At 67.3% G+C, this 11,937-nt stretch carries 11 protein-coding genes; 7 read left to right on the top strand and 4 right to left on the bottom strand.

From position 1 onward, the window contains the following. Positions 1–77: 77 nt before the first annotated feature. Both AB0I22_RS23175 and AB0I22_RS23180 read right to left on the bottom strand, forming a co-directional pair. Complete coding sequence (locus AB0I22_RS23175; RefSeq protein ID WP_363132766.1) at positions 78–608, bottom strand: hypothetical protein; 531 nt, start codon at positions 606–608, stop codon at positions 78–80. 35 nt (positions 609–643) lie between these two features. Further along, the gene (locus tag AB0I22_RS23180; RefSeq protein WP_363132873.1) at positions 644–2,182 is read right to left on the bottom strand and encodes a PD-(D/E)XK nuclease family protein; all 1,539 of its coding nucleotides are present in this window, start codon (positions 2,180–2,182) and stop codon (positions 644–646) included. Between the two features lie 69 nt (positions 2,183–2,251). On the opposite strand from AB0I22_RS23180, the gene AB0I22_RS23185 reads away from it, so the two are divergent. Further along, positions 2,252–3,145, top strand: coding sequence for a serine/threonine-protein kinase (locus AB0I22_RS23185; protein WP_363132767.1), 894 nt, complete (start codon positions 2,252–2,254; stop codon positions 3,143–3,145). Between the two features lie 20 nt (positions 3,146–3,165). Here AB0I22_RS23185 and AB0I22_RS23190 read toward each other — a convergent pair whose 3' ends face one another. Continuing rightward, complete coding sequence (locus AB0I22_RS23190; RefSeq protein WP_363132768.1) at positions 3,166–5,910, bottom strand: tetratricopeptide repeat protein; 2,745 nt, start codon at positions 5,908–5,910, stop codon at positions 3,166–3,168. Positions 5,911–6,191: 281 nt separating this feature from the next. Here AB0I22_RS23190 and AB0I22_RS23195 point away from each other — a divergent pair, with 281 nt between their 5' ends. The 3 genes from AB0I22_RS23195 (at position 6,192) to AB0I22_RS23205 (ending at position 7,622) form a co-directional block, all read left to right on the top strand. Then, positions 6,192–6,344 (top strand): hypothetical protein, encoded by a 153-nt coding sequence (locus AB0I22_RS23195; protein WP_363132769.1) that lies wholly within the window; start codon positions 6,192–6,194, stop codon positions 6,342–6,344. A 250-nt stretch (positions 6,345–6,594) separates the two neighbouring features. Continuing rightward, complete coding sequence (locus tag AB0I22_RS23200; RefSeq protein ID WP_363132770.1) at positions 6,595–7,344, top strand: hypothetical protein; 750 nt, start codon at positions 6,595–6,597, stop codon at positions 7,342–7,344. Continuing rightward, positions 7,341–7,622, top strand: a complete 282-nt coding sequence (locus AB0I22_RS23205) for a helix-turn-helix domain-containing protein (RefSeq protein WP_363132771.1) — start codon at positions 7,341–7,343, stop codon at positions 7,620–7,622. The genes AB0I22_RS23200 and AB0I22_RS23205 overlap by 4 nt, the downstream gene beginning before the upstream one ends. Positions 7,623–7,711: 89 nt before the next feature. Here the strand turns inward: AB0I22_RS23205 and AB0I22_RS23210 are convergent, their stop codons facing one another. After that, on the bottom strand, positions 7,712–8,935 hold the full coding sequence (locus tag AB0I22_RS23210; protein ID WP_363132772.1) for an acyltransferase family protein: 1,224 nt from the start codon (positions 8,933–8,935) through the stop codon (positions 7,712–7,714). A gap of 445 nt (positions 8,936–9,380) precedes the next feature. Between AB0I22_RS23210 and gcvH the strand changes: the two genes are divergently transcribed. The 3 genes from gcvH to AB0I22_RS23225 all read left to right on the top strand — a co-directional run bounded on the left by gcvH (position 9,381) and on the right by AB0I22_RS23225 (position 11,825). Next, positions 9,381–9,776, top strand: coding sequence for a glycine cleavage system protein GcvH (gene gcvH / locus AB0I22_RS23215; protein ID WP_363132773.1), 396 nt, complete (start codon positions 9,381–9,383; stop codon positions 9,774–9,776). A 155-nt stretch (positions 9,777–9,931) separates the two neighbouring features. Next, positions 9,932–10,924, top strand: a complete 993-nt coding sequence (gene sph / locus AB0I22_RS23220) for a sphingomyelin phosphodiesterase (RefSeq protein ID WP_363132774.1) — start codon at positions 9,932–9,934, stop codon at positions 10,922–10,924. 343 nt (positions 10,925–11,267) lie between these two features. Beyond that, complete coding sequence (locus AB0I22_RS23225; RefSeq protein WP_363132775.1) at positions 11,268–11,825, top strand: winged helix-turn-helix domain-containing protein; 558 nt, start codon at positions 11,268–11,270, stop codon at positions 11,823–11,825. The last annotated feature ends 112 nt before the right edge of the window (positions 11,826–11,937 follow it).

The following is an 11,937-nucleotide window of genomic DNA, read 5'->3' on the forward strand; positions in this document are numbered from 1 at the left end:
GCCCGGTTTCGCACACCAGCCGACATCGCAGCATTCCTCGCTTCCGGCCCCAACCAAAGCAAGATCAAGATGGTGAGTTAAAGATCTGCACGCCCGTACAGGCCTTTGATTCTGTTCCAGAGCTCTCTGTTCCAGCGGGATCGCGGGTTGATGCGGTCCCGCTGAACGATCACTGGTTGCTCCATCAGGAACCGACGGCAGCGGTTGTAGTCCTCGGTGGAGTCACATCTCGCCTCCAGCCCTGACAGCAGGCCCACCGCCTCCTGCTCCAACTCCCCCCGCGGACCGTACGAGGCCAGTTCCAGGCAGCTTCTGGTGGGCATCAGCCCGACCCGATCGATCAGTCTCGTTTCCGGGGCGACGAAGCTGGGCGGCACCTGGAACGGCAAGCCGCCCGCAGTGTGCTCCCGGCACCAGGACATAAGCTCCGGCAGGCTCTTCGGTGGCGTCCAGCCCTGGCCCAGGCAGTACGACACCATGCGGTCCAGTGCGAGTTGGGCATCGTGCGGATAGGGAAGTGAGAACGTCCTCATTCGCTCCTGTGCCGCCAGGCCGGCCACCACTCGTGCCAGTTCGACGAAGATGGCGGTACCGTCATGGTCTTCCATACCCGCACGGGACCGTGCCGTCCTCTTCCGACGCGTCATGCGGCAGCCTTCTCCGCGCCGCCTACAGAGCACCATCGCGCCATTTCGCACCGGGCGCAGACGGATCCCGGTGTCGCCGCATAGCGGTCGTCGCGGTGCCAGTTGCCCGTCAGCTCGCCCACCACCCGCTGAGCGGCAGCTCGAACAGCTGGAGCGAAAGGGTCGACGGTTTCCAGATCGGCCCCGGCCGGACGAAGCACCTCCAACTCGATCCGGGCCCGCGACGGCGATCCGCCCAGGTAGCCACGGCCGACCAGCAGCACGGCCAGCGCCAGCTGAGGGTATTCATCGAGCAATTCGCGATGCGTACGGCGATCTCGCATCGAGGTCTTGGTCTCGCGCCACACCCACGATTCGTCGTCCCGGTAGAGAAGGTCGGGTGCGGCAACCACGATCACGTCAGCGGTGGTGTCGTGACGCACCACGCGCGGCTCGGCACGTAGGTCACTCCTGTCCCGTACGCACCGCAATGGGCAAACTGCGGCATGTCGGCGCAGCAACAGCGCACCGAGCCTCCGCTCCTCCTCGGACAGAGTGAAGGCGTCCGGTACCCATTGGGAGGGCACATCGGCTGTGCACGGACGGAGGGAACCATGGCCGTGACGCTCTGCGAGATAGGCGTGCAGGGCCCGGCCACGTTCGGCGAACGGACCGCGCTCGATCGCGTCGGCAGCGGGAAGGTGCAGGCGCCGCAGGTGGTCGCGGGCCGGACAGACGCGGTAGTTGCGTCCGTTGGTGACTGACCAGGTACGCCGGGGCCGACCGGGGGTATCGACGCCCAACAGACCCGGCGCCTTGCGCAGCGCCGGGCAGACGGAAACATAAGCGCAGCCGCCGCAAGCTGTGCCGGGCCGGTACTCCTGACTGTCCAGCAGGGCGGCCAGGGCTTGGGAGCCGTGGGTTCGATACGACTCGACGGCCTCGGTTCGCGTGCCCTCGAACAGCAGACGGACACAGCCGTCGAACAATGCGAACTCCACGACGCGCACACGCTCGGGCAGTGGTCCCGGACCGCCTTCGGCGAGCACCAGTGCCGCTGCCGCGGTGCGTGCCTGGTCCGAACACTCACTGCTCAACCGATTTACTGGCAGTCGGAGTTCACGCAAGACCCCATCCGCTGACTGGAGGCAGCGGCCCCACACAGTGAGCCGGTATTCACGAGCTCCCCGGTGGTCCGGAGCCGGCAGAGAATGCTGGTAGATCCACGGCTCGGGCACCTCGGTCATCGGCTCGGCCGGATCCGACGGAAATGCCTGGTGATACATCGCCACGGCGTGCTCGGTCCACTGTTGCAGGCCGTCATGGGCCGGGGACGCCCCCCGGCTGCCGCCGAGGGCGCTCATGAAGGGGCCGAAGGCGAAGTGGTCCAGTAGCTCCCGGCTTCGGGCGACGGGCCGCTGCAGGCAATAGCCCCGGGCTTTCAGCGCATCAGCAGCGGGGCAGCGGTATGTGCTGCCTTTGAACATGCCCAAAGGCACGGTGATGATGTCGGTCTTCCGGCGCAGCCCATCGGGTGGTGCCCAGATTTCTGCCATGTCCACTCGCTTTCTCATTCGATTACGGGTCACACGGAGACCCGTATGTCAACTTCTGGAGGTCCATCGATGCCATTGATCGGAGAACGGGTTCTGGAGCGCTATGAGGTACTGGAAGCGCTGGGGTCCGGCGCACAGGGGGAGGTCTTCGCCGGCCTGGACATCCGAACGGGCGATACGGTCACCATCAAGTTCAATCGGCGGCGAACATTCGAAACCCCCAGCACATACGGCGAGATGGCCCGCGATCTTGTCTCAGAGGCGGACAGCGCGAAGCTTCTTTCAGGCATTTCGAGGATCCCGACGATCCTCGGTCGCGGTTGGCACCGGAACCAGTACTGCATCGTCATGGAGTTCGTGGACGGCGTACTCCTCGAAGACGCCGTGCTGGAGGCACGTCCGTTGAAGGACCACGCGACCGTGGCCGCGATCATCGGCCAGCTGTGCGAAATCCTGCACAAGGTGCACAGTCAGGATCTGGTCCACCGGGACGTGAAACCGGCGAACATCATGCTGGCCCCGGACGGGCGTCTGTGGCTACTGGACCTCGGCTTCGCCATCAAGGCGGGTGATGCCACCGATCGACCGTGCGGAACGAACGGCTACGCGCCGCCGGAGCAGCACGTACCGCGAGAGCAGGGGGTGACACCCCGTGCGGACGTCTTTCCGCTCGGCTGCATGCTGCTGGAGATGACCATCATGCATCTGCCTTACGCCGACACGGACGAACGGTTCGATACGGACAGCCTGGTGATTCCGCCCGCAATGTTCCGGCTCGTGCCGAGCGCATTTCGTCCGCTCGCTCTTCGCATGGTGCACCGCGAGCCTGCGCAGCGGCCCGATGTCAGCGAGGTCTTCGACTGCCTGCGTCCCCTCTTGCCCACGGTGGGATCGAAGCCACCGGCAAAGCCTCTATGCCCCGATCCCACTGAGTACTACCGCCGCCACGCCCCGGCGCTCTGACAAGGCCGCGCCGGCGTAGATCATCGGAGACCGTCCAGCAGATCGACCACCTCCTGCGCCCCTTCGCCTCCCAGTTGCTCCAGCAGGATCAGGGTCCGCTCCAGCGCTTCCACGGCCTTCGGTACATCCCCGGCGCTCACCAGCACGTCGGCATAGCGACGAAGTGCCTTGCTCTCATTCCGCCAGTAATCCAGTTCTCGATAGATTTCGATTGCCCTCTGGTACACCGCCAAGGCCGACTTCCGCTCCGACCGTGAGATGTGAATCTTCCCGAGCGTGGTCAGGACATTGGCAGTGCCATTCAGATCTGTCGTGGTCTCGAAGATCCGAAGCGCCTCCGTGCATGCCTGCAGAGCCTCGTCATACTCACCGTCGTCATGGCTAAGGGTGCCGATGCCATTCAGTACGGCGGCCTCGCCCGTCTTCTCGCCCAGACCTCGAAAGATCTCCAGGGCCCATTCGCAGCGCTCCGCCGCCTCACCAGGCTTCCCCAAAAGACGACAGACGATGGCGAGAGCATGCAAGGAGTTGGCCAAGCTGAGTTGCCCGGCTGCGCCGTCCTCCTGTTCGCTCAGAGACACGGCTCGGAGCAGATAGGCCTCTGCCGAGTCGTTGGCATTCCGCCCCCGCAGGCTGCCGGCCAGCATGCGGTTGATCATGGCTTTCTCGGCCGGAGAAGCGATTCCTTCCGCCGCGAAGAGAGCGACCTTCAGATTCTCCTGTGCGTCGGCGTGAAGATTGCGCCGCCATTGGTACGTCACCAGTGCCATGGGGAGCAGCCACATGTGTCGGCTGTCCCCGTGGGCCACCGCCAGGTCAAACACCTTCATCGCCGTCAGGTATTCCGCGTCGAGCAACTTCATGGCTTCCTCCTCACCCGAAGGCGTGACCACCTCGACATCTACAGGATCGCCGATGGGGAGTTTCCTACTTGGGTCAAGCACCTGGTCGCAGGCCCATACGTGATGGAGCTGGTGTTCCAGGACCAGCCTGACTGTCCTCTCCGCAAGGGCGCTCCCCGCTCCGTCGATATGCTCCCCGGCGTGATAGCGGGCATAGACGCGAATGAGGTCATGAATCCGATAGTGACCGTTAACGAGCTCCACGAGGTGTGCACTCGCGAGTTCGTCGATTGCTCGGGCCACGTCCTCTGCCCCGCCGGCACGACCCAAATCCATTAAGGCTGACCAGCTGACGATCGGCCCCGGATGGATAGCCGCCTGCCACAACAGCAGCGCGGCCTCGGGCGAGAGGGCCTTGAGAGAGCAATCCAGGGCAGGCCGTACGGAGAGTTCATGGTCCGGCACTCGCATCGCCTGCAGCCGCGTCCGCTCTCCGCTGAGTTGTTTGACGAGCGCATCGACGGCCTCCGGTGGACGCAGCTTGATCTGTTTCGCGACCACTATCAGGGCGAGTGGAAGACGCCCACAGAGTTCCGCCAGTCGGGCGACGTGGTGCACACTCTTGTGTCGCTGAAGCGGGCTCAACGCGTCGTCCAGGACCGCTTCCGCGGAGGCGCGATCTAGCAGTTCAAGCTGCGTGGTGTGCACCTCCTTCTTGACGTGCAAGCCGATGAGGGCGTTACGGCTGGTGACGATCACGGCGCAGGAACCGCCGCCAGGCAGAAGCGGCAACACCTGGTCGCTGTGGGCGGCGTTGTCCAGAACCATGAGCACCGAGCGTGCGGCGAGCACCGTGCGGAGCGCGACACTCTTGCCTTCGAGACCTGCCGCCTCCGTATGGACGCCAAGGTCGGCCAAGAGGCGATCGAGAATCTGTTCCGGCTTCACCGGAGCCGCTCCGTCGGAGAAGCCCTGTAAGTCGGCATAGAGAGCGCCGTCAGGAAAGAGATTCGCGATTCGTGCTGCGAGATGGTCGGCCAGGGCAGTCTTCCCCACGCCGGGCATACCGCTGATCACGGCCAGTACTCCGCGCCCCTCGCGGCGCCCTTCGACGAAGACCTTTTCAAGCGAATCGAGCTGATCCACGCGTCCAACCAAAGGCTCTCCCACCGAGGGAAGTTGCCGAGGGCACTGGAGATCAGCCCCTAACAGAGGCCGAGACTGCCGAACCCGACATTTCAACAGCATATCGATCGCCTGCTTCAACCCTGAATCCGTTGGCTGGCCGAAATCTGCTTTCCACCCATTGACCATGGCTCTCCGGCGCACCACTGACGGAGGATCCTGTGCTAGGGCAAGCAATCGGGCACGGAAAAATTTCTGCCTTCCAGGGAGTAGCTCCAGGAGCGTTTCTGTCTTCTCAAGAACCCATTCGAACTTTTCAGCCTCCAAGGCCGCATCCAGTTGATCAACCATGGCCGCCTCCCACTCCGTACGCAGCTCGGCCCGTCGCAAATTGAAGCGGTCCCCCTTCAGCCCCTGGAGCGGGACTCCCCTCCACTCGCTCAACGCGACGCCCAACAGGTCGAAGCGTTCGCACCCGCGTAGTCCGTCCGCCTGATGCCTGAGGTCTTCAAACCGTAAACAATCCACGTTCTCCCGCGACACAAGAAGCGAACATTCGCGCGAGTTGGTACGCCCAATCGCACCTCTGAGCTCTCTGCGAAGTTCACTGATGCACTTACTGATGCGGTTCTGGGGCACCTCCTTGCCCCACAAGAAGCACGCGATGTCCTCCACCATTACGCGACAGTCGGGCGACACGGCGAACAGCCCGAGCAGCGCCGTCAACTGGTTACATCCCCCCACAACCCGCTGACCAGCAATGGTGGCGCTGACCGGGCCGAGCGCACGTACTTCCATGGCTACCTCCTCGCGTGGCGGGCGACATCGGCCACCTCCAGGGCGTCGCAGACAGATCAATACGCACCCCCGCCCCCTCTCACACCGACCGCTCCCCCATCTCATGGAATCCTCAGATTCCCCTCAGATTCCGGCCCCCACAACCCGGCGTCGTCGGGCACGATTCCCTCACCGCTCACGCCGAGCGGTTACGCAAGTACCCGCATCTGCAACGCAGTTGGCATCGCACACCCGACAGCAGCATGCCGCGGGACACAGGAATCAACCTCAGGGAGAAGTCAGTGAACAGCCGACAGCGCAACCGACGGAACGCCCGCATCAGGCGGTCGTCCTCGTTCCGCCCCAACAAGGCGGCGACCAAGCGGCCCCGCCCGCAGAGCCCCGAAGCCCCGCCTGCCGCCACCCCCGAGAACCCGACGGTCGAGCAGGCGTAGCTCCGCACCACTCACTCACTGAGGTCTGCGGGCGTCGCCGCTCGTCCGGCACCCGCAGACCTCACCACACCGGTCCCATTACGCCGTCCTCGATGAATTTCAGGACGCGCCACCGCGCCCCGAAATCCCGCAAAAGTGAGGCGCACGGGGCAGGTGACCGATTTATCCGGTTGCTGATGATGGCCGGGCCCCACCGCAGAACACATCTCCGCAGATCCTTCGACACAGGCATGACGAAAGAGGGCATCTCATGACGTTGCTTCACCCGAGCGGAGTGTTCGTCGCAGTCAGGAGGTACTTCGCCGAACCGAGGGCCTCACAGCACATCCTCCTGCACTTCGACACGGAAGACAGGACTATGTCGCTCACCGCCGTCGAGGCGTACGACACGCTGTACGGCCCCACGGCGGATCCGGCGCTGGGCGCTGAAGTCTGGCGCGAGGCCATTCGCGCGGCGAAAGACGAAGAAGAGCCCTACGGACCGCGGAGGTTGCTGCTGATCTGGCTCGCCCAGCCCCGGCTGTACAGTGCGGTCCGCAAGATCTCAAGGGGACTGCGGGACAGCCAGCGGGACATCGAGTCGGAAATGGTGCTCGGGCTACTGGAGGCAGTGCCGGCCATCGACCCCGACTCCCCTCAGGCGCCCGACGCTCTGCTCACAGCAGCGCGCAGGCGAGCGGGGCGCTACCGGCGTGCGCTACAGCCCATGACTCCCGTCGACCACATCGAGGCCATCGCCAGGAACGACGACCACCCGGGAGCCGACGGGCAGCCCGGCGAATCGCCGGACTGGGAGATGCATATCGCTCGTCCCGACGGACCGGAGGGTCTCCGCGCCCCGTTGCGTTTCCCTGTCTCGGCAGCGCAGGTGGAGGGCGAACGGCTGGGCTCGCTGGCCGCTCGGCTCGGCCTGCACGCTGTCGTCCGCCGGTCCGGGCAGGGCGCTCGCAGGCAGCGCATCGGAACCGTCTCCCTGCGTCCCCGTAGGAAGCGTCGATGAGCCATCCTCCTCGCGGCCCGATGACCTTCGCCGAAGTGTTCGAGCTGCCCGTGATGGTGGACCTGCGCACCGCCGCCAGGATCCTGGGGATCTGCGCGGGGACCGCGTACAGCCTGGTCCACCGTGATGGCTTTCCGTGCCCGGTGTTGCGCGTCGGGGGACGCTACCGGATTCCCACCACACCCCTGATGCGTCTGGCTGGGATCGAGGAACGACCGGTGTACTCGGTCGACCTGGAAGCGGGTATCGACTCTCCTCAGGAGGACAACGAAATCTGAACAAGGGGCCGCTGACAGCCCCCTGCTGGGCTCCGTCGCCCCCGTGGCGCTACGGAGCCCAGCACTGCGGCGGGCGCGGCATCTGGTCCTCAGGCCAGCCCCAGCGCGAAAGCCGAGAAGCCGACGGCCAAGGCGCCCGCCAGGAGGCGGGGGCCCCGGGGGAGGCCGGTCCAGGGGGATTCGAGGTGGCGGGTGGTGCGGGCGATGGCGATGAGGAGGATGGCGAAGAGGGGGAGCCAGGGGAGGCGGGTCAGCATCCAGGTCGGGAAGCCCGGGGCGGTGGTGAGGCCGTCGACCGCGCCCAGGAAGGCGGCGGGGACGGCGGCGGCGAGCATGGCGGTCTGGTGCCAGCACAGGCTGGTCATCGCCGAGGCGTTGACGGCCGATACCGGGGCCCACAGCGCCGGCTTGCGCATCAGGGCCGCTATGCGGTCGCGGAGCAGGATCGCGGCGCCGCACTGCGCCGCGGCCAGGGCGATGACCAGGAGGGACGGCGGGTGGGAGTTCGTACGGTCCTGGCCGGGGACGCCCACCATGCTCATCGGATAGTGGAACACCAGCAGCAACAGTACGAACAGCGTCACGCCGCCCACGCACAGCAGCCGGGCGCCGGGCCTGCCGAGGCGCTTCTCGCCCCAGGAGACGCCGAGTTGGTAGCCGAAGAGCCAACCGGGGAAGAGGCTGATCAGCCCCACCCACTCGGGTATGGACGCGGCGTACGGGCCGTAGCGCAGGAAGTCCACCACGGCCACGGTCAGCACCAGCGGGGCCGCCGCCCAGCCGCCGAGCCGTCGGGTCGCCGTCACGCAGTACGGCGTCAGCGCGGTGACCACCGCGTATACCAGGACGAACCACAGCGGCTGCACGACCAGGGTGGCGGCGGTGCGCAGGGTCGTTTCGGGGACCCCGAGCACGTACAGCAGCGGGGCGAGCAGCGCCCAGACCGCCGTCACGCCCACGGCGGGCCGCAGCAGGCGGGCGAGGCGGCCGCGTATCCAGGTGCCGCGCGTCTCGCCGCGCGCGGCGGAGCGCCGGTAGGAGAGTACGGAGGCGTAGCCGCCGACCAGGAAGAAGATGCCCAGCATCTGGAGCACCCAGGTGATGGGGGCCAGCGGGGCGAAGGAGGACAGCGGGCTGGCGTTGTGCAGCGCGCCGTTCCCGTCGAGGCTCAGGCCGCCGATGAGCCAGTGGCCGGTCGGCACGGCGAGCAGCGCCAGCGCCCGCAGCGCGTCGATGGCCCGGTCGCGCTGCGGCGGCGCCTCGACGCTCTCCACGCGCGGTGTGTACGTACGGGGGCGCTCGGCGATGCTCATGCGTGCGCGCCCCTGCCCGCGTCCCGCGCTCCGTCAAGATCCGGTTTTCTCCTGGGAAACGGCATGACGGGTCCTTTGTTCGGCCAACAGCGTGATGGTGGAGTGCCTCAATGCTCCGCCGGATCGCCGTGCCGGTCAGTGAGGGCAGGGCCCCAACGCGGGTGGGGTCGCCCGCCCTTGTGGATCGGGGGGCCGTCGCCGGCGGAGCCGGGGGATAACCCCACCAAGGCCCGCCAGGGTCCGCCAGGACCCGCCAGGGCCTCCCGCCGCTGCCGCCGCGTGGCCAGGCACGGCTCCTTGACGCGCCTCCGGGCCGCGCGCGCTCTTGGCGGGCACGGCGCGCGGTGGCACCGTCGAGCAGAGCAGGTCTTACGCACGCCGTGTACATCCCGCACGCCCCACACGCGCGGTCCGTCGCAGACGCCGCCTAGGAGGCACGTACGTCATGGCGAACATCCCCGAGGGCCTCTCGTACACCAGGGACCACGAGTGGCTGCGGATCAAGGGCGACCAGGCGACCGTCGGCATCACCGACTTCGCGCAGCGGCAACTGGGCAGCATCGTCTACGTCGAACTTCCCAAGCCGGGCGAGCGGTTCGAGGCGTCCGAGCCGTTCGGGTCGGTGGAGTCGGTCAAGGCCGTGACCGAGATCTATATGCCGGTGACCGGCACCGTCATCGCGGTCAACGAGACCACCAACGACAGCCCGGAGCAGATCAACGACGATCCGTACGGCGAGGGCTGGGTGATCTTCATCCAGGTGCCGTCGCCCGGCGCGTACAGCGGGCTGCTCAGCGCCGAGGAGTACGCCGGTCATCTCTCTGAGCAGGGAGCGGAGTAGGGAACGGAGTAGGCGGGGGCGCGAGTAGGCGAGCGGAATAGGCAGGGGAGCACGCTTCGCTTCCGTCTGGTGTTGTCCATCTAGGGGTTACCTGGTGGTAACTGCCACTGCTTTGATGTACCGCGGCTCATCCCCCACCCACCCAGGGAGTCCCAGTGCCGCCCAGAAAGCTCACCCGGCTCGCGGTCCTCGCGCCCGCCCTCGCCGCTGCCGCCCTCACCACCGCCCCGCAGGCGGTGGCGGGCCCCACCACCGGCCCCACCACCGCGCCCGCGCTCAAAGTGCTCACTTTCAACACGTTTCTCATGAGTCAAAACCTTTACCCCAATTGGGGTCAGGAGCACCGCGCCAAAGCCATCCCCGCCGCCGGCTTCTTCCAGGGCAACGACGTCGTCGTGCTCCAGGAAGCATTCGACAACTCCGCCTCGGACGCGCTCAAGCGTGCCGCCTCGGGCCAGTACCCGTACCAGACGCCCGTCGTCGGCCGGAGCAGGAGCGGCTGGGACGCCACCGGCGGCAGCTACTCCGCCACCACGCCGGAGGACGGCGGCGTCACCGTGCTCAGCAAGTGGCCGATCGTCCGCAAGGAGCAGGTCGTGTACAAGGACGCCTGCGGCTCCGACTCGTGGTCCAACAAGGGCTTCGCCTATGCGGAGTTGAACGTGAACGGCGCCAGGGTGCACATCGTCGGTACGCACACCCAGTCCACCGACTCCGGGTGCGCGGCGGGCGAGGCGGTCGCCGACCGCGCCGCGCAGTTCCGGCAGATAGCCGCCTTCCTCGACGCCAAGCGCATTCCGGCCGGCGAAGAGGTACTGGTCGCGGGCGATATGAACGTCGACTCCCACGGCCCGGAGTACCAGTCGATGCTCGCGAACGCCGGCCTCGCGCCCGCCGACGCCCGTACCGGCCACCCGTACTCCTTCGACACCGAGGAGAACTCGATCGCGGCCTACCGCTACCCCACCGACCCCCGCGAGGACCTCGACTACGTGCTGCACCGCAAGGGGCACGCCCGGCCGCCCGGCGGCTGGCGGAACACGGTCGTCAAGGAGACATCCGCGCCCTGGACGGTGAGCAGTTGGGGCAAGGACTACACGTACACCAACCTCTCCGATCACTATCCGCTGACCGCCCACGGCGGATAGCCGGCGCGGGGCCGCACCGGGCGGCCGGGGACCCGCCGCTCGCGGGCGGCCCCGGCAACCCGGCCGCCGAGTCTGCTGCTCAAGCGGCCCGCGTGCTTCAATGGGGGGCATGGCCAGCCTTCAGAAGAACACCGCGACAGGTCGCAGCGACCTTGAGCCGTTCTGGCCGTCACGCCAGCATCACGATTACGACCGAGTGTGTTGCCGCGCGATCCCCGCGCAGGCCCGCTCCTCCCGCTGACGCCCGCAGTCGAAGTCAGCCCGCCGGTCGCCAGTACCGGCCAATGGCCAGCGCGCACGTAACGCCCCTCGACGGCATCTCGCGCGAAAGAGCTGAGTCCCCATGACGAATCTCCGTACCCTGTCCCCCTCCCCCGCCGGCCCCGCCGCTGGTGGGCCTCCGCACCGCCACCGGCTGCGAGCCGTCGCCCCCGACGAGGTGCCGCCGGTCGCCGAGCTGCTGCACTCCGGCGCGACGTGGCTGCCCGCGCCCCCGCACACGCTGCCCACCCTGCCGGGCCAGCCGCCGATGGTCGGCTATCTGGTGCTCGTACCGGCGGAGCAGCAGTCCGCGGCGGCCGGCGAGGCCGCATCGGTCCCGGCCGCGGGCGACGAGCTGGTGCGCATCGACCCCGAACAGCGCACCGTCCACGTCGGCGGGCTCCCCCTAGACCTCACGTATCTGGAGTTCGAGCTGCTCGCCCACCTCGTCGCGCACCCGCACCGGGTGCACACCCGCGACCAGCTGGTGACCACGGTCTGGGGGTACGGGCACGTGGGCGACGGCCGGACCGTCGATGTCCACGTCGCCCGGCTGCGCCGCAAGATGGGCGCGGAGCACCGGGGGTCGATCGTGACCGTGCGGCGGGTCGGCTACAAGTACGTGCCGCCGCTGATCTGACCGGCTGGCTGGCTGGCTGGCTGGTCCAGTCAACCTGCTGGCCGTCCGGCCAGGACAGTCCGCGGGGCGGGCGGCCGCACCCCCGTGTCGGCCGCCCGCCCCGCGCTCCCCC

It is taken from the genome of Streptomyces sp. NPDC050610 (assembly GCF_040654875.1).
Lineage (GTDB): Bacteria > Actinomycetota > Actinomycetes > Streptomycetales > Streptomycetaceae > Streptomyces.